The sequence below is a fragment of the Methylophilales bacterium MBRSF5 genome (assembly GCA_001044335.1).
Classification (GTDB): Bacteria; Pseudomonadota; Gammaproteobacteria; order Burkholderiales; family Methylophilaceae; genus BACL14.
On record CP011001.1, the window covers coordinates 335627 to 354528 of the forward strand.

An 18902-nucleotide genomic window follows, 5' to 3' on the forward strand; every position below is an offset into this window, starting at 1 on the left:
TATGTTTAGACTGCTGTTGCTAGTTTGCCTCTTCATATCAGGAGCGGCATCATCAAATGAGTTGTGGTTAAAAATTAGTGAAGCCTCAAAGGCTAGTCACGAGCTTAATTATTCTGGAATTATTAATACAACCGACTTAAATCAAGACATTCAATCAACGAAAATGATTCATGTGAACCACGAGGGTGAAGAATTTTTAAAAATTGAAAAGATTGATGGCGCAGACAATCTCCTTTTAATGCATGAAGCAGATGCAGTCATCTACGATAATGATCAAAATAAGATATTGATCAAAAAAAAGAAGGATGCTCATCTCTTTCCCAACATATTTCCATCTAATTTAGAGAAATTAAAAGACAGTTATTCAATTGGAGATGGAGGTGACTTTAGAGTCGCTGGTAGAGCAACACAAATGTTGGTGTTATCACCGATAGATGAAAACAGATATAACTATCATCTTTGGTTAGATAAAGAGTCCCATCTGCCTCTAAAGATGATGGTGATCGATAATAATAAAAAAGTGGTTGAAAATATCGCTTTTGCGAATATAGAGTTTCTTAAAAGTCAGGATATCAGCTGGTTCAGACCCAATATTGATAACGATAAAGCTTATAGCATCAACGAGAATAAAAATATTGAGGAGAGTGTAAGAAAGTTTTGGACAATTAATGATCTTCCCAGCGGCTTTGAAGAGGTTAGTTACAGTGCAAAAAGGTATGCAGGACTTAACGCGATAGCGCATCAGATCGTATATTCTGATGGCCTTTCTTACATTTCAATATTTATTCACCCTGTAGCGAAAAATCAAAAGCCTCAAATAGGGTCATCTAAAAGAGGTTCTAGTAATATTCATGCTGAATATAAAAAGGGTTATCAAATTTTAGCTGTTGGCGCAGTTCCTATGCAAACTCTTTCTTATATCACTAATAAAGTTAATTTGAATTAATGAGTGATAAAGGAATTGTCGTTGATGTGTCCATGAATAAAATATCGGTTGAGTCTTACCGTGATAAACCGTGCGGTCTTTGTGGGCAAACCCAAGGCTGTGGCAATTCGTTATGGGGTAAATTGCTCAACCATAAAAAAAATAAAATTCAGATCAATACGGAAGAAAAGTTTACAAAAGGCGATATTGTAGAAATGCATTATGATGAAAAAAAATTATTGAGAATTTCATTAATTATTTATTTCATTCCTTTGCTTTCGGTATTGATTTTTTTAGCATTAGCCCAATATATATTTGGTAATAACATTCCAGTTTCAATTTTTAGTTTGATTTTGGGATTTTTTGCTGGTCTTTTATTGAGTCGCTATTTTGTGCAATCAATGAATGCTGAATTAGATATTACTGTGAGTAAAATTTAATCAATTATTATGGAGTGTAGGTATTTATGCAATTAAATAAATTTATTGGTCTTTTATTTGTTACGTTTCTTATTCCGGCTTCCTTACTTGCTGTGACACTTCCTGATTTTACTGAGCTGGCTGAAACTCAAGGAAAAACTGTCGTCAATATTACATCGATAAAAAATGCGCCTACTCCATCAGGCAACACGCCGCCGTTTCCTTATGATGAACAGTTGCAAGAATTTTTTAAAAGATTTGGTATTCCGGGATTACCAGGTATGCCCCCTAACGGGAATGCACCTCGTGAAAAGCAAGTGATGGGAACCGGGTCCGGCTTTATTATTGACTCCAAAGGCATTGTTATTACAAATGCTCATGTGGTGAATGATGCTGACACTGTCATAGTTAAACTAAACGACCAAAAAGAAATTCAAGCAGAAGTTTTGGGTGTTGATAAAAGAACGGATGTTGCTGTTTTAAAAATCAAAGCAGATAATTTGCCACAGGTTAAAATCGGTGATCCAGGTAAATTGAAAGTTGGTGAATGGGTTGCTGCAATTGGGTCGCCTTTTGGTTTGGAAAGTACGATGACCGTTGGCGTGGTAAGTGCACTTGGTAGAAATCTTCCTCAAGAAAACTACGTACCATTTATCCAGACTGATGTGGCAATTAATCCAGGAAATTCTGGAGGACCATTATTCAATACTTCAGGAGAAGTGGTGGGTATAAACTCCCAAATATACTCCAGAACTGGTGGTTATATGGGCTTATCATTTGCGATTCCTATAGATGTTGCTATCAATGTGGCGGAACAGCTGGAGTCAGATGGTAAAGTATCTCGAGGTTGGTTAGGAATTGCCATTCAAGAAATCAGTAAAGAATTGTCAGAATCGTTTAATATGAAATCTACCCAGGGCGCGTTAGTTGCTGGCGTGGAAAAAGAATCTCCTGCAGATAAAGGTGGCTTAAAACCTGGAGATGTAATTTTAAAATTTGGTGAGAATGACATAAAAATTTCATCTGATTTGCCAAAATTTGTATCCTCTACAAAACCAGGGTCAAAAATTCCTGTAAATATTTTAAGGCAGGGCAAAGAAAAGCAGCTGGAGATTACCATTGGTGAAATGCCAACCGAAGAGATGGTGGTTGCCAGAAAAAATAATGAACAAACTCAAAAAAATAGAATTGGTTTAACTGTTAAAGACTTAACTCCTCAACAGAAGAAACAAATTAAAGAGAGTGCAGGGGTGCTTGTATTAGATGTCGCTGATGCTGCTTTAAACGCAGGTATAAGAAAAGGTGATGTGATATTAGGTTTAAATAATAATCCAGTAAGCTCCGTTCAATCTTTTAACCAAGACCTAAAGAAAGTTAAAAAAGGAAAAACAATTGCCTTATTGATATACAGAAATGGAGATACCCTGTATGTCCCAATAAAAATAACCAATTAAACTTGGATCAGGTAGAATCACGTTGGATGGAAGGCGCTTTGGCGCCTTTCTTTATTTAATGTAAGAGCCGTACATGCAAAAAAATATAAGAAATTTTTCAATAATCGCCCATATTGATCATGGCAAATCGACTTTAGCTGACCGATTAATTCAGTCATGTGGGGGTTTAGCTGATAGAGAAATGGATGATCAAGTTTTAGACTCTATGGATCTTGAGCGTGAGCGTGGCATTACGATCAAAGCCCAGACAGTTACATTAAAATATAAAGCAAAAGACAATCAAGAATATATCTTGAATTTAATCGACACCCCTGGACATGTTGACTTTACATATGAAGTTAGCCGCTCATTAGCTGCATGTGAGGGGGGTTTATTGGTTGTTGATGCCTCACAAGGAGTGGAGGCGCAGACAGTAGCCAATTGCTATACAGCCTTAGATCAAAATGTTGAGGTGTTTACCGTATTAAATAAAATTGATTTAGCTTCAGCTGATCAAGAGCGTGTTAAAACAGAAATTGAGGATGTTATTGGTATTGATGCGACTGACGCTATCCCTTGCTCTGCAAAAACAGGTTTAGGCATTCCTGATATATTAGAGGAGATTGTAAGTTTTGTCCCGGCTCCAAAGGGAGACCCAAACAACCCGCTGCAAGCATTAATTATTGACGCATGGTTTGATAATTATGTTGGCGTGGTCATGCTAGTTAGAATTGTGGAAGGCTCTCTGGCAACTAAAGACAAAGTTACCTTAATGTCGTCTGGAAGAAATTATGCTGCTGATCAGATTGGTATTTTTACCCCTAAACCTCTCATTCAAGACAAGTTAGTAGCGGGTGAAGTGGGGTTTGTTATTGCAGGCATAAAAGAATTAGCAACGGCAAAAGTAGGGGATACGATCACAGGGACTCAAAATCCAGCAAAAAAACCACTTCCTGGCTTTCGTGAGATTAAGCCGCAAGTATTTGCAGGTTTATATCCCGTAGAGTCAAATCAGTTTGAGGCTTTAAGAACTTCTCTTGAAAAATTAAGCTTAAACGATTCATCCTTAAATTTCGAGCCAGAAAACTCAAGCGCCCTTGGGTTTGGTTTTCGTTGTGGCTTTCTTGGGTTACTCCACATGGATATCATCCAGGAACGACTTGAGCGAGAATACGAGATGGAGCTCATTACTACTGCGCCAACAGTTGTGTACGAGCTGTTGTTAAAAAATGGCGAAGTTGAACAGATTGAAAATCCATCAAAACTTCCAGATTTATCGACCATTGAGGAAATTCGTGAACCCATTATTACTCTTAATGTTCTTCTGCCTCAGGACTATGTAGGGCCTGTTATGACTTTGGCAAATGAAAAAAGAGGTATTCAGAAAAATATGCAATATTTGGGTAGGCAAGTAATGCTCACATATGAAATACCTTTAAATGAAGTTGTCTTAGATTTTTTTGACAAACTCAAATCAGTTTCAAGAGGTTATGCATCCATGGATTATGATTTTCTTGAGTTCAGAGGTTCAGATTTAGTGAAGCTTGATATCTTGGTTAATGGTGAGCGGGTGGATGCCCTCTCAACGATTGTGCACCGCTTAAATAGTAAATTTCGTGGCCGTGATCTAGCTGCTAAAATGAGAGAATTGATACCACGCCAAATGTTTGATGTTGCTATTCAAGCTGCGATTGGTGCAAACATAATCTCGAGAGAGACGGTTAAAGCAATGCGAAAAAATGTCCTTGCTAAATGCTATGGCGGAGATGTTTCAAGAAAAAGAAAGTTGCTTGAAAAACAAAAAGAGGGGAAAAAGCGAATGAAGCAAGTCGGAAATGTAGAAATTCCTCAAGAAGCTTTTTTAGCAATTTTAAAGGTGGATGATAAATGATTTTTGCTCTAATTTTGATGATCTCAACTTTTTTCACAGGGTTAATTTACTTCTTTGATTTGTTTTTTAAATCCTCAAATCAACATAACAACAAAGCTCTTTCGAAGATCATAAAAGTAGCGAAAGAATTTTTCCCAATCCTTTTGCTTGTTTTTGTCATTCGAACATTTATTGTTGAACCATTTAAAATTCCTTCTGGGTCAATGATGCCAACTTTAATTGCTGGTGATTTTATTGCTGTTAATAAATTTTCTTACGGACTGAGATTGCCTGTGTTCAACAAGTTAATTTTTGAAACAGGATCTCCTCAGCGAGGTGATGTATTCGTGTTCCACTATCCAAAAGACCCCAGCATTGATTATATTAAGAGGGTGATCGGACTTCCTGGGGATAACATTAGGTATGAAAATAAGAAATTATTTGTTAATGATGTTGCAATTTCTCAGACATATACTAGTATCTACAAATACAGTTTAAAACAAGATTTAGAAGTATCTGCCAAGGAATTTGTAGAAGATCATGGAGAGTATAGCCATTCAATATTAATTCATGATATTCCTTCTGAGAGTGTTGAATTTGTTGTCCCAGATGGACATTATTTTGCCATGGGGGATAATAGAGATAATTCATCTGATAGTCGTGTCTGGGGTTTTGTCCCTGATGAACTATTGGTTGGAAAAGCTTTTGTGATCTGGTTAAACTTTTCTGAACCAAATCGAATTGGAAACTGGATAAATTAATGGATGATTTAATTGTTAAACAGCTTGAAGATTTGCTTCAGTATAAATTTAAAGATATTAATCTTCTTCAAAAATCACTGACACATCGAAGTTTCGACGGTGAAAATAATGAGCGCCTAGAATTCTTAGGCGATAGTATTCTGAATTTTACAATTGCAGAGTCATTGTTTAAAAAATTTCCAAACATCCCTGAGGGAGATTTAAGTCGACTCAGAGCGTCTCTAGTAAAATCGGGTACGCTTGCAGAAATTGCATCCAAAATTAAATTAGGCGACTTTATTTTTCTAGGTGAAGGAGAACTCAAAAGTGCAGGCTGGAGACGCCCTTCAATTTTGGCAGACACATTTGAGGCTATTATTGGCGCTCTTTATTTGGATGGCGGTCTAGGGCCAGCTCAAACATTCATCCATCAACATTTTCAAAACTGGTTAAACGAAATTAATCCAGCAAAAATTGATAAAGACCCCAAAACATCATTGCAGGAATTATTACAATCTAAAAAATTAATGCTTCCCAAATATGAAGTGGCAGACATCAAAGGTGAGGCTCATGCACAAGAATTTGTAGTGAAATGCAATATTGCGCAATTGTCTATAGTAACCGAGGCCCTAGGCTCTTCAAGACGTGCTGCTGAGCAAGAGGCGGCCACTATAGCTCTGCCTTTAGTCAAAGAAAAAGTTTTATGACCAAAAAAAAATGCGGGAAGATTGCTATCATAGGCCAGCCCAATGTTGGTAAATCAACTTTGCTTAATTTTATCTTAGGTCAAAAATTATCAATTACATCAAGAAAAGCACAGACCACAAGAAATCAAATTTTAGGCATTCATTCCGAAAAAAATATTCAATTCATTTTTGTTGACACACCAGGATACCAACAAAAATTTTTGAATCAAATGAACAAAAGAATGAATAAGTCTGTGACTTCAGTTTTCCATGATGTGGATGTTGTCATTTTTATGTCTGAACCAAAGACATTAAATGAGATTGAAATTGAGTTAGTAAAGATGATCCCTAATGACACTCCTGTTGTAAATTTAATAAATAAAATTGATCGAGTCAAAAATAAAAATAAAATCCTTGAATTAATTAACATTAACTCAGAATTACAAATTTTTAAAAAAATCATCCCCGCATCAATAAAATTGAAAGACAACCAAAAGATTATTTTGCAAGAAATTGCAGAATTTTTACCAGTACAAGATTTTATCTTTGATGTTGATGACATCACCGATAAGAATGAGAGATTTTTAGCTGCTGAAATTATTCGTGAGAAGATTTTTCGCTTAACTGGCGATGAGCTTCCATATTCTGTTGCAGTGGAGATTGAAAACTTCGAGCATAAAGATAATCTTCGCCGAATTTTCGGAACCATACTTGTTGATAAAGACAGCCAAAAACCTGTGGTTATCGGGAAAGATGGTGAAAAGTTAAAAAGAATCTCAACTGAGTCTAGGAGGGATATGGAAAAATTATTTCAGTCCAAAATTTGGTTAGAGATTTGGGTTAAGGTCCAAAAAAATTGGTATGACGATGCCAGGGCTTTGAAGTCTTTAGGGATTTAATGTGAAACGCGTTGAAGACCATAATATTTATATTCTTCATACCTATCCATTTAAAGAAACCAGTTTAATTGTTGAGGCTTTGTCTGAAAACTTTGGTCGAATATCGCTGCTGGCTAAAGGCGCTAGGCGACCAAGATCTTTACTAAGGGGTTATTTACAACCATTTCAGATGATTCAGGCGACTTGGTCGAATGTGAGTGAGCTAAAAACTTTATATAACGTTGAATGGAACTCTAAATATTTAGGACTTAAAAACCAAGCACTGATATGTGGTTTTTATATGAATGAGTTGATCATGAAACTCCTACCAAAAGATGAGTCTTCAAATAATTTTTTTCATTTCTATCATCAACAACTAGAAGAGCTTTCTTTAAATAATGGTTATGAAAGTTTACTGAGGGTATTTGAGCTAAAACTTCTTGAGGAGCTAGGCTATAAAGTAAAGCTCGATGAAGATGAAAATGGAAACCCAATTAATCCTAAGAAATTTTATTACTATGAAGCCGAGTATGGGGCATCACTGCCAGATGCATCTACCAACGGAGTAAAAATTATTGGTCAGACTCTGATGGATATGCATAATAATGACTATTCTCATTTGAATACTTTAAAGGAAAGTAAATTATTGATGAGGTACCTGATGCGCTTTTATACCGGGCATGATCTAGTAAAAAGCAAAGAACTTTTTTTAACAAATGATAGGTAATTGAATGAAATTAGGTGTGAACATAGACCATATAGCAACGATCCGGCAGGCCAGGGGAACATCGTATCCTGACATCGTCAAAGCAACACAGCTAGCCGAATTGGCTGGGGCAGACAGCATCACCCTTCATCTTCGAGAAGATCGACGTCATATGCAAGATCAAGACTTATTTAACCTGAGACCTGTAATTAAAACCAAAATGAATCTTGAAATGGCAGCAACGGACGAAATGTTAGAAATTGCATTACAGGTAATGCCTGAAGATATTTGCTTGGTTCCTGAGAGGCGTGAAGAGAGAACGACTGAGGGAGGGTTAAATCTCAATTCCAATTTTAATTATTTAAAAACTTTTATTGGTGAGTTAGCTAAAAACGGAATCCGCGTTTCTTTATTTATAGCGCCTGATAAAGATTCCATTGATCAAGCTTTAGAACTCCAAGCACCTGTAATTGAACTGCATACAGGACATTATGCAGACACGATTAATGAAGAGCAGGGTAATGAACTAATTAATATACAAAATATTGCATCCTATGCTTATAAACAGGGCTTAGTGGTCAATGCTGGCCATGGATTGAATTATGATAATGTATCCGCAATTGCAAAAATTAAAGAAATTAACGAGCTAAACATTGGACATGCTATCGTGGCAGAAGCTCTTTTTCTGGGATGGGAACAAGCCATCACTAAGATGAAATCCTTAATAAGGAAGCCATTATGATTTTTGGCATTGGAACCGACATTGTTGAAATACAGCGCATTGAAAAAATATTTAGCAAATTTAATAATCGGTTCGCAAAAAAAATCCTATCAAAAAAAGAGTATGAGGCTTTTCAGATAAGCAATGCCCCGGCTCATTTTTTGGCCAAAAGGTTTGCAGCTAAGGAGGCGGTTGCCAAAGCCTTGGGTTTAGGTTTTCGAGATCCCATTAGTTTTCATGGAATTGAGGTTGAACACAACGACCTAGGTGCTCCTTTTTTTAAATTTAATGCTGAGATATCAAAATTTCTAGATCAAAAAAAAATTAATAAATGCCACTTGAGCATTTCCGATGAAAAAAATATCGCCAGCGCTTTTGTTGTTCTAGAAGCCTGACAATGACCTCTGATACATTTTTAAGCCTTGAAAATCTAATTGGAAAGCACGGGCAAGAAAAACTAGCCAATAGCCATGCATGTTTAATTGGTCTTGGAGGGGTTGGATCTTGGGTTGCAGAAGCTTTGGTTAGAAGCGGAATAGGAAAATTAACCCTTATTGATATGGATCATATCGTCGCTTCTAATATTAACAGACAGATCCAAGCAACAGAAGAAAATATTGGCCAGTCCAAACTTCAAGCGTTGAGTGATCGAATTCAGAGCATTAATTCAAATTGCGAATTAATTCTAATTGACGATTTTTTATCTGTTGATAATTTATCTTCCTTGATACATGAAGAGCATAATGTCGTTGTTGACGCCATCGATCAAGTTAAAGTCAAATGCGCATTAGCAGAATATTGTTCAGAAAAAAAAATAAACCTGGTTATTTCTGGCTCTGCAGGCGGGAGGCTGAATCCAGAAAAAATCAAAGTCAAAGATTTATTAAATACTTATGGCGATCCGTTGCTTGCAAAAGTAAGAAAAGAGTTTAAGAAAAAACACACAGGTAAGAAAAAATCCAAGGTAATAGCGATCTTTTCAGATGAGCAGATTATAAAACCTCAGCAATGCGACAATGTTGAAAGCAATTTAAATTGTGCAGGCTATGGCTCATCAGTAATGGTGACCGCAACGATGGGTTTTTATTTAGCCTCAGAAGCTCAAAAAATTATCTTAAAAGCTTGAAATAATTCAACTTAACCCCATTTAATTTCTTTATAAACAATTATTATCAATAACTTATGGCTAAATCAGAAAAACTTAATTTTCAAACGGAAGTAAAACAATTATTAAATCTTATGATCCACTCTCTATACAGCAACAAGGAAATTGCGATTAGGGAGTTGATATCCAATGCCAGCGATGCTACTGATAAATTACGATTTGAGGCATTAGACAACGACAAGCTATACGAAGGAGATTCTGATCTCAAGGTTGTTGTTGATTTTGATTCGAAAGCAAACACATTAACTATCACAGATAATGGCATCGGTATGGATCGTGATGACTTGGTCAATAACTTAGGCACTATCGCTCGCTCAGGAACGAAAGAGTTTTTGGCGAACATGTCTGGGGATAACAAAAAAGATGCAAACTTAATTGGTCAGTTTGGAGTAGGTTTTTACTCTTCTTTTATTATTGCCAAAGAAGTGACTGTGCAAACGAGAAAAGCTGGAAACTCGCAAGCTTATAGCTGGTCATCGCAAGCGGATGGTGAATTTACGATTAAAGAAATAGAAAAAGAATCTAGAGGAACCTCGGTTGTTCTTAAACTAAAGGACGATGAGAAGGAGTTTACAGATGCGTGGCGACTGCAATCAATTATAAGAAAATACTCTGATCATATTTCCATTCCAATTCAGATGTACAAAGCTGACATGAAAAAAGATGAATTGGTGAAATTAGAAGAATTAGAAACTATCAATAACACGAATGCGATTTGGACAAGAGCCAAAAGCGAAATTAAACAAAAAGAGTATGAGGAGTTTTATAAATCTTTGTCTTATGACTCTGAGGAACCGTTGGCTTACTATCACAACCGTGTAGAAGGGAAAACAGAATACACTTCACTACTTTATCTCCCAAAAAAGGCTCCATTTGATTTGTATGATCGTGAAAATAACAATTCCATCAAGTTATATGTCCGTAAAGTTTTTGTGATGGACGCAAATGAAAAATTGATACCGCAGTATTTACGATTTGTTAAAGGCGTAATTGATTCCCAAGATTTATCTTTGAATGTATCCAGGGAAATCCTTCAAGACTCACCTCTAGTGGATTCAATAAAATCGGGTGTGACCAAAAGAGTACTCTCATCTTTACAAACAATGTCTGAAAAAGAGCCAGAAAAATATCAAAGTTTCTGGAATGAATTTGGTAAAGTTTTAAAAGAAGGACCTGCAGAAGATTTTGCAAATAAAGAAAGCATTGCTAAGTTATTACGATTTGCTTCGTCGAACACAGATGAGCAATTGGTGAGCTTTGAAAGCTACATTAAAAATATGCCAAAAGAGCAAGAGTCGATTTACTACATAACTGCAGACTCTCATCAGGCAGCAAAAAATAGCCCACATTTGGAAATTTTCAAACAAAAAAATATTGAAGTACTTCTGTTAAGTGATCGTGTGGATGAATGGTTAGTCTCGAGCTTAAATGAATTTGATGGCAAAAAGCTTCAATCTATTGCGAAGGGTGATCTTGACCTTGGTAAATTAGATACTGAAGAACAAAAAGCAGAAAAAGAAAAAATTGAGAAAGAGTCGAAGAATATTGTTGAAAAAATCAAGAAATCTCTAGGAGACAAAGTAAAAGAGGTGAAAGTAACGCATCGTCTAACCAATTCTCCGGCATGTTTAGTTGTTGGTGAACATGATATTTCAGGTAATTTGGAACGTATTTTAAAGGCAGCTGGACAAAGCACGCCCGAAAATAAACCAATTTTGGAGGTGAATCCAAATCACGAGCTTATCAAAAAACTTGAAAATATTGAAGAAAATCAATTATTTAACGATTATTCATCGGTTATTTTAGATCAAGCAATTTTAGCTGAAGGGGGTCAATTAGACGACCCAATTGGGTATGTAAATAAGGTCAATAAATTCCTTATTTAATGTTTTTTTACTCTGTTACAAATTATTTACAAAAAATAATAATAAATAGCGAAAAAGTGTTTGACAAGGGTAATTTAAACCTGATATAGTTTCGCTTCTTTGGCACTACTGGTGCCAAAATCACTCAGAAAATTAGATAATTTGGTGGTGATTTATTCGATCGCGGGGTGGAGCAGTCTGGCAGCTCGTCGGGCTCATAACCCGAAGGTCACAGGTTCAAATCCTGTCCCCGCAACCAATCGAAATGATCTTTAACAATATGCAACTGATAAGTGTGGGTACTTATTGAACGAGGCAGTGATTGTTTACAATCACACTCAAAAAATATAGTGCTTACACACAAATTTGTGAACAAGACCACATTAGCTTTTAGCTAATAAACCTTGTGAATGAATTTGAGTTTTTTAAAGCACAAAGCGATTTATCTAACTTTCTTTCGGGAAAGTTTAGTAATAGACAAGATTAAACTGAAGAGTTTGATCCTGGCTCAGATTGAACGCTGGCGGGATGCTTTACACATGCAAGTCGAACGGCAGCATAGAGAGCTTGCTCTCTGATGGCGAGTGGCGAACGGGTGAGTAATATATCGGAACGTGCCCAGTAATGGGGAATAACTAGCCGAAAGGTTAGCTAATACCGCATACGACCTACGGGTGAAAGCAGGGGATCTTAGGACCTTGCGTTATTGGAGCGGCCGATATCTGATTAGCTTGTTGGTGGGGTAAAAGCCTACCAAGGCAACGATCAGTAGCTGGTCTGAGAGGACGATCAGCCACACTGGAACTGAGACACGGTCCAGACTCCTACGGGAGGCAGCAGTGGGGAATTTTGGACAATGGGGGAAACCCTGATCCAGCCATCCCGCGTGAGTGAAGAAGGCCTTCGGGTTGTAAAGCTCTTTCGAAAGTGAAGAAAACTTATTTCGTAATATGTTATAAGTATGACGGTAACTTTAGAAGAAGCACCGGCTAACTACGTGCCAGCAGCCGCGGTAATACGTAGGGTGCGAGCGTTAATCGGAATTACTGGGCGTAAAGCGTGCGCAGGCGGTTTTGTAAGTCAGATGTGAAATCCCCGAGCTTAACTTGGGAACTGCGTTTGAAACTACAAGACTAGAGTGTGTCAGAGGGGGGTAGAATTCCACGTGTAGCAGTGAAATGCGTAGAGATGTGGAGGAATACCAATGGCGAAGGCAGCCCCCTGGGATAACACTGACGCTCATGCACGAAAGCGTGGGGAGCGAACAGGATTAGATACCCTGGTAGTCCACGCCCTAAACGATGTCAACTAGTTGTTGGTGGAGTAAGATCCATGAGTAACGTAGCTAACGCGTGAAGTTGACCGCCTGGGGAGTACGGTCGCAAGATTAAAACTCAAAGGAATTGACGGGGGCCCGCACAAGCGGTGGATTATGTGGATTAATTCGATGCAACGCGAAAAACCTTACCTGGCCTTGACATGTACCGAATTTAGCAGAGATGCTTTAGTGCTCGTAAGAGAACGGTAACACAGGTGCTGCATGGCTGTCGTCAGCTCGTGTCGTGAGATGTTGGGTTAAGTCCCGCAACGAGCGCAACCCTTGCCATTAATTGCCATCATTTAGTTGGGCACTTTAATGGGACTGCCGGTGACAAACCGGAGGAAGGTGGGGATGACGTCAAGTCCTCATGGCCCTTATGGCCAGGGCTTCACACGTAATACAATGGTCGGTACAGAGGGCTGCTAACCCGCGAGGGGGTGCTAATCTCAGAAAACCGATCGTAGTCCGGATTGTTGTCTGCAACTCGACAGCATGAAGTCGGAATCGCTAGTAATCGCGGATCAGAATGTCGCGGTGAATACGTTCCCGGGCCTTGTACACACCGCCCGTCACACCATGGGAGTGGGTTTTACCAGAAGTAGTTAGTCTGACCGTAAGGGGGACGATTACCACGGTAGGATTCATGACTGGGGTGAAGTCGTAACAAGGTAGCCGTATCGGAAGGTGCGGCTGGATCACCTCCTTTCTAGAGAATCCTCTTCTCTAAGTGCTCACACTTATCAGTTGTTAAGCGATCAAAGGTAAATTGGCCCTATCGAGAGGGGTCTGTAGCTCAGCTGGTTAGAGCACCGTCTTGATAAGGCGGGGGTCGTTGGTTCGAGCCCAACCAGACCCACCAATTATATATTTTGGGGGATTAGCTCAGCTGGGAGAGCACCTGCTTTGCAAGCAGGGGGTCGTCGGTTCGATCCCGTCATCCTCCACCATTTTCTTTGTATTAGAGGTTAGACTCAAGAGCGTTTTTGTGTTCTTGAGTCTGGCTTTTATAGCTAGTATGTTCTTTAACAATTTGGAAGAAGTAAGACTTGAAATCATAAGATTGTGATGAGATTATGATTTCATTGGGTAAGATTGTAGTAATCAAACTTTTTTAACACTGAGATTTGTAGTTATTCTATAAATTGAGTTTTATTAAAAGTTGCTTTAGAAAAAATAATCTTATAACAAAGAAATTTAGGTTTTAATGTTATAGGATCAAGTGAATAAGTGCATATGGCGGATGCCTTGGCGATTACAGGCGATGAAGGACGCGATAGTCTGCGAAAATTCTCGGGGAGTTGGCAAATAAACTTTGATCCGGGAGTGTCCGAATGGGGAAACCCACCCTTTTTAGGGTATCCATCTCTGAATACATAGGAGATGTGAAGCGAACCGAGTAAACTGAAACATCTAAGTAACTCGAGGAAAAGAAATCAACCGAGATTCCGGAAGTAGTGGCGAGCGAAACCGGAACAGCCTGTTACTTTTAGCTTGCGCGTTAGTAGAATGGAATGGAAAGTCCAGCCGTAGAGGGTGATAGCCCCGTATACGAAAGCCCGCAAGTGGAACTAGGGTAACGACAAGTAGGACGGGACACGTGAAATCTTGTCTGAACATGGGGGGACCATCCTCCAAGGCTAAATACTCGTAATCGACCGATAGTGAACTAGTACCGTGAGGGAAAGGTGAAAAGAACCCCGGGAGGGGAGTGAAATAGATTCTGAAATCATATGCATACAAACAGTAGGAGCCCTTCGGGGTGACTGCGTACCTTTTGTATAATGGGTCAGCGACTTACATTCAGTAGCAAGCTTAACCGATAGGGGAGGCGTAGCGAAAGCGAGTCCTAATAGGGCGACTTAGTTACTGGGTGTAGACCCGAAACCAAGTGATCTATCCATGGCCAGGATGAAGGTGCGGTAACACGTACTGGAGGTCCGAACCCACAAATGTTGAAAAATTTGGGGATGAGCTGTGGATAGGGGTGAAAGGCTAAACAAACTTGGAGATAGCTGGTTCTCTCCGAAAACTATTTAGGTAGTGCCTCGTGTATAACTGCTGGGGGTAGAGCACTGTTATGGCTAGGGGGCTCATAAGAGCTTACCAAACCATTGCAAACTCCGAATACCGGCAAGTTCAATCACGGGAGACAGACATCGGGTGCTAACGTCCGGTGTCAAAAGGGAAACAACCCAGACCACCAGCTAAGGTCCCTAATGATGTGCTAAGTGGTAAACGAAGTGAGAAGGCACAGACAGCCAGGAGGTTGGCTTAGAAGCAGCCACCCTTTAAAGAAAGCGTAACAGCTCACTGGTCGAGTCGTCTCGCGCGGAAGATGTAACGGGGCTAAGCACATAACCGAAGCTGTGGATGCATATTTATATGCATGGTAGGAGAGCGTTCTGTAGGCCTGCGAAGGTGTTCCGTGAGGAATGCTGGAGGTATCAGAAGTGCGAATGCTGACATGAGTAGCGATAAAGTGTGTGAAAGGCACACTCGCCGAAAGCCCAAGGTTTCCTGTGCAACGCTAATCGGCGCAGGGTGAGTCGGCCCCTAAGGTGAGGCAGAAATGCGTAACCGATGGGAAACAGATTAATATTTCTGTACTTCAATTTAATGCGACGTGGGGACGGAGAAGGTTAGGTCAGCCTAGTGACGGATATCTAGGTTTAAGCGTGTAGGTAGATTCTTTAGGCAAATCCGGAGAGTCAATACCAAGGCGTGATGACGAGTGAACTTTTGTTCATGAAGTGATTGATACCATGCTTCCAAGAAAAGCCACTAAGCTTCAGTTAAATTGAAACCGTACCGCAAACCAACACAGGTGGGCAGGATGAGAATTCTAAGGCGCTTGAGAGAACTCTGGAGAAGGAACTCGGCAAATTGGTACCGTAACTTCGGGATAAGGTACGCCCTATTAGGTTGAAACATTTTACATGTGTAGGCCGACGGGGTTGCAGTGAATAGGTGGCTGCGACTGTTTAATAAAAACATAGCACTGTGCAAACACGAAAGTGGACGTATACGGTGTGACGCCTGCCCGGTGCCGGAAGGTTAAATGATGGGGTGCAAGCTCTTGATTGAAGCCCCGGTAAACGGCGGCCGTAACTATAACGGTCCTAAGGTAGCGAAATTCCTTGTCGGGTAAGTTCCGACCCGCACGAATGGCGTAACGATGGCCACACTGTCTCCTCTAGAGACTCAGCGAAGTTGAAATGGTTGTGAAGATGCAATCTACCCGCGGTTAGACGGAAAGACCCCATGAACCTTTACTATAGCTTTACATTGGACTTTGACAAGATTTGTGTAGGATAGGTGGGAGACTTTGAAGCGCAGTCGCCAGATTGTGTGGAGTCACCCTTGAAATACCACCCTGATGTTGTTGGAGTTCTAACCCAGATCCCTTATCGGGATCGGGGACCGTGTATGGTGGGTAGTTTGACTGGGGCGGTCTCCTCCCAAAGAGTAACGGAGGAGTGCGAAGGTAACCTAGGTACGGTCGGAAATCGTACTTTTAGTGCAATGGCATAAGGTTGCTTGACTGCGAGACGGACAGGTCGAGCAGGTGCGAAAGCAGGTCATAGTGATCCGGTGGTTCTGTATGGAAGGGCCATCGCTCAACGGATAAAAGGTACTCTGGGGATAACAGGCTGATTCCTCCCAAGAGTTCATATCGACGGGGGAGTTTGGCACCTCGATGTCGGCTCATCACATCCTGGGGCTGTAGTCGGTCCCAAGGGTATGGCTGTTCGCCATTTAAAGTGGTACGTGAGCTGGGTTTAAAACGTCGTGAGACAGTTTGGTCCCTATCTGCCGTGGGCGTTGGAAGTTTGAAGGGGGCTGTTCCTAGTACGAGAGGACCGGAATGGACAGATCTCTGGTGGACCGGTTGTTACGCCAGTAGCATAGCCGGGTAGCTAAATCTGGAAAAGATAAACGCTGAAAGCATCTAAGCGTGAAACTTGCCTTAAGATAAGACTTCCCTTGCACTTTAAGTGCACTCAAGAGTCGTTCTAGACCAGGACGTTGATAGGTCAGGTGTGGAAGTGCAGTAATGCATGAAGCTAACTGATACTAATTGCTCGTGAGGCTTGATCCTATAACTTTAAATCTTAAAGTTGTAGATCTAAAGCACTACAATTTACAACTTACTTCTTTCTTTTGTTAAAAACATCAAACAGATTCGAGCCTTAAGGCTTAACAGTTTGTTTGGCGGACATAGCGAGTTGGAACCACTCCTTCCCATTTCGAACAGGACAGTGAAACGATTCAGCGCCGATAATAGTGTGATCTTTTTCATGCGAATGTAGGACACCGCCAAACTTTTATATATAAAAAAACCCAAACAAGTGTTTGGGTTTTTTTTTGCCTAAGATTAAGATTACTTTTGCCAGGTATCCCTGAGTGTCGCGGTTCGGTTAAAGATTATTTCATATGCATAGCTATCCGGATCAACTATATAGTATCCATGTCGCTCGAATTGAAATTGTTCTCCAGTTTGGACATCTGAAATACTTTCTTCACAATAGGCGGAATTAGTTTCTATCGAGGATTGATTAATATCATCAAGGAAGTTATCAAATTCATTAGGATTTTCAGATAAAAACAAACGATCATAGTTTCTTATGGTGATGGGTTTAGAAAATTTTGTTGATAACCAGTGAATATTGCCCTTTACTTTAACTGCATCACTGCCGGCAGTTCCAGATTTGGTTTCTGGAAAATATTTACAAAAAACGGTAGACACATTTCCATCATCATCAAGTTTGTAGTCCGTACATTCAATAACGAAACCATATCTTAAGCGCACCTTATTTCCAGGAAACAATCTAAAGTATTTTGGTGGTGGATTAATTTCAAAATCTTCACCTTCGATCCATAATTCTTTAGTTAACTTGACTTCTCTAGTCCCCTCTTCAGGTTTTTGTGGATGGTTAGGTACCGTGCAAATTTCAGTATGATTTTCATCAAAATTCTCAATAATCAATTTAATAGGATTAAGAACAGCAATTTTACGGTTACATTCCTCATTTAAAACTTCACGCATTGAATCTTCAAAAGTTTGATAGTCAATCACTGAGTCAGACTTGGATACCCCAATTCGGTCCATAAATAATCTAAACCCTTTGGGATGATACCCTCTGCGTTTTGCTCCAACCAAAGTTGGCATCCTTGGGTCATCCCATCCATTTACATGATTTTCTTCAACTAATTGAATAAGTTTGCGTTTTGATAGAACCACGTGACTTAAATTTAAACGAGAGAACTCATGTTGTTTTGGCAGAGGTTTTTCTAAAAAATTAAATTCAGCTAATTTTTTCAACACCCATTCATAAAAAGGTCTTTGATCTTCAAATTCTAATGTACAGATTGAGTGTGTTATTTTCTCTAAAGCATCTTCAATAGGGTGAGCAAAAGTATACATTGGGTATATGCACCACTTATCTCCTGTATTGTGGTGAGATACATGTCGAATTCGATATATAGCAGGGTCCCTCAGATTAATGTTTGGAGAAGCCATATTAATTTTGGCTCTTAACACCATCTCCCCGTCTTGATATTTCCCACTCTTCATTTCTTCAAAAAGTTTTAAATTCTCTTCAACAGACTGGTCTCTAAATGGTGAATCCTGGCCAGGCTTTATGAGAGTTCCACGGTTATTACGAATTTCTTCCGCTGTCTGTTTATCTACGTAAGCTAAGCCTGCATTAATTAGGACTTTTGCTGCCTCATACATGTAGTCAAAGTAGTTACTCGCATAGTAAAGATTATTTTCATTTTCATCTTCAAATTTATATCCAAGCCAGTGCACACTATCGACAATACTTTTGACGTATTCATTATTTTCCTTTTCAGGATTTGTATCATCAAAACGAAGATGACAGCGTCCATTAAAATCCTGGGCAAGCGTAAAATTCAAAATAATACTTTTTGCATGACCAAAATGAAGATACCCATTTGGTTCAGGTGGAAATCTTGTTCTTATTTTAGCAGTATCAATTGGTGCATCTTTATGGATGTATGATGGACCAGGCTGACCTGACCATTTTTTTTTAGCATAGAGATTCGCTTTAAGATTTTTTTCAATAATATTTCGAATAAAATTTGTTGGAACCGTATTTTTATTTTCATTACTCATGATGCGATATTCTACACGTTTTATAAATTTTTAA

The 18902-nt window shown here is 39.2% G+C and carries 13 protein-coding genes, 3 tRNA genes and 3 rRNA genes; 18 read left to right on the top strand and 1 reads right to left on the bottom strand.

Annotation, left to right across the window (positions count from 1 at the left end):
* Window position 1 precedes the first annotated feature (1 nt).
* From UZ34_01910 to UZ34_01995, 18 genes are all read left to right on the top strand, one after another.
* Entirely contained in the window at window positions 2-946 is a 945-nt protein-coding gene (locus UZ34_01910; GenBank protein AKO64211.1) for a hypothetical protein, read from the top strand.
* The gene (locus UZ34_01915) at window positions 946-1365 is read left to right on the top strand and encodes a hypothetical protein (GenBank protein AKO64212.1); all 420 of its coding nucleotides are present in this window, start codon (window positions 946-948) and stop codon (window positions 1363-1365) included. Before UZ34_01910 ends, UZ34_01915 begins: the two co-directional genes overlap by 1 nt.
* Window positions 1366-1391: 26 nt before the next feature.
* Window positions 1392-2798: a protease Do gene (locus tag UZ34_01920; protein AKO64213.1), complete on the top strand. Its 1407-nt coding sequence runs from the start codon at window positions 1392-1394 to the stop codon at window positions 2796-2798.
* A 73-nt stretch (window positions 2799-2871) separates the two neighbouring features.
* A complete protein-coding gene (locus UZ34_01925) occupies window positions 2872-4668 on the top strand; it encodes an elongation factor 4 (GenBank protein ID AKO64214.1) in 1797 nt (598 codons plus the stop codon).
* Window positions 4665-5408: a signal peptidase gene (locus tag UZ34_01930; protein AKO64215.1), complete on the top strand. Its 744-nt coding sequence runs from the start codon at window positions 4665-4667 to the stop codon at window positions 5406-5408. Before UZ34_01925 ends, UZ34_01930 begins: the two co-directional genes overlap by 4 nt.
* Window positions 5408-6094: a ribonuclease III gene (locus UZ34_01935; GenBank protein ID AKO64216.1), complete on the top strand. Its 687-nt coding sequence runs from the start codon at window positions 5408-5410 to the stop codon at window positions 6092-6094. The genes UZ34_01930 and UZ34_01935 overlap by 1 nt, the downstream gene beginning before the upstream one ends.
* Window positions 6091-6972, top strand: coding sequence for a GTPase Era (locus UZ34_01940; GenBank protein ID AKO64217.1), 882 nt, complete (start codon window positions 6091-6093; stop codon window positions 6970-6972). The genes UZ34_01935 and UZ34_01940 overlap by 4 nt, the downstream gene beginning before the upstream one ends.
* Before the next feature lies 1 nt (window position 6973).
* Window positions 6974-7678: a DNA recombination protein RecO gene (locus tag UZ34_01945; GenBank protein AKO64218.1), complete on the top strand. Its 705-nt coding sequence runs from the start codon at window positions 6974-6976 to the stop codon at window positions 7676-7678.
* A gap of 4 nt (window positions 7679-7682) precedes the next feature.
* A complete protein-coding gene (locus UZ34_01950; protein AKO64219.1) occupies window positions 7683-8399 on the top strand; it encodes a pyridoxine 5'-phosphate synthase in 717 nt (238 codons plus the stop codon).
* Complete coding sequence (locus UZ34_01955) at window positions 8396-8773, top strand: 4'-phosphopantetheinyl transferase (GenBank protein AKO64220.1); 378 nt, start codon at window positions 8396-8398, stop codon at window positions 8771-8773. The genes UZ34_01950 and UZ34_01955 overlap by 4 nt, the downstream gene beginning before the upstream one ends.
* A 2-nt stretch (window positions 8774-8775) precedes the next feature.
* A complete protein-coding gene (locus UZ34_01960; GenBank protein AKO64221.1) occupies window positions 8776-9504 on the top strand; it encodes a heme biosynthesis protein HemY in 729 nt (242 codons plus the stop codon).
* 56 nt (window positions 9505-9560) lie between these two features.
* Window positions 9561-11429 carry a heat shock protein 90 gene (locus tag UZ34_01965; protein AKO64222.1) on the top strand — a complete coding sequence of 623 codons (1869 nt, stop codon included), beginning with the start codon at window positions 9561-9563 and terminating at the stop codon, window positions 11427-11429.
* Window positions 11430-11590: 161 nt separating this feature from the next.
* A tRNA-Met gene (locus tag UZ34_01970) sits at window positions 11591-11667 on the top strand.
* Window positions 11668-11888: 221 nt separating this feature from the next.
* Window positions 11889-13480 (top strand): 16S ribosomal RNA (locus tag UZ34_01975).
* A 31-nt stretch (window positions 13481-13511) separates the two neighbouring features.
* A tRNA-Ile gene (locus tag UZ34_01980) sits at window positions 13512-13588 on the top strand.
* Between the two features lie 12 nt (window positions 13589-13600).
* Window positions 13601-13676: transfer RNA gene (locus UZ34_01985), tRNA-Ala, on the top strand.
* 259 nt (window positions 13677-13935) lie between these two features.
* Window positions 13936-16837, top strand: a 23S ribosomal RNA gene (locus UZ34_01990).
* Between the two features lie 100 nt (window positions 16838-16937).
* Window positions 16938-17052 (top strand): 5S ribosomal RNA (locus UZ34_01995).
* Together the 16S, 23S and 5S rRNA genes with 3 tRNA genes alongside form the textbook arrangement of a ribosomal RNA operon.
* 58 nt (window positions 17053-17110) lie before the next feature.
* Here the strand turns inward: UZ34_01995 and UZ34_02000 are convergent.
* On the bottom strand, window positions 17111-18868 hold the full coding sequence (locus tag UZ34_02000; protein ID AKO64223.1) for a glutaminyl-tRNA synthetase: 1758 nt from the start codon (window positions 18866-18868) through the stop codon (window positions 17111-17113).
* Between the last annotated feature and the right edge of the window lie 34 nt (window positions 18869-18902).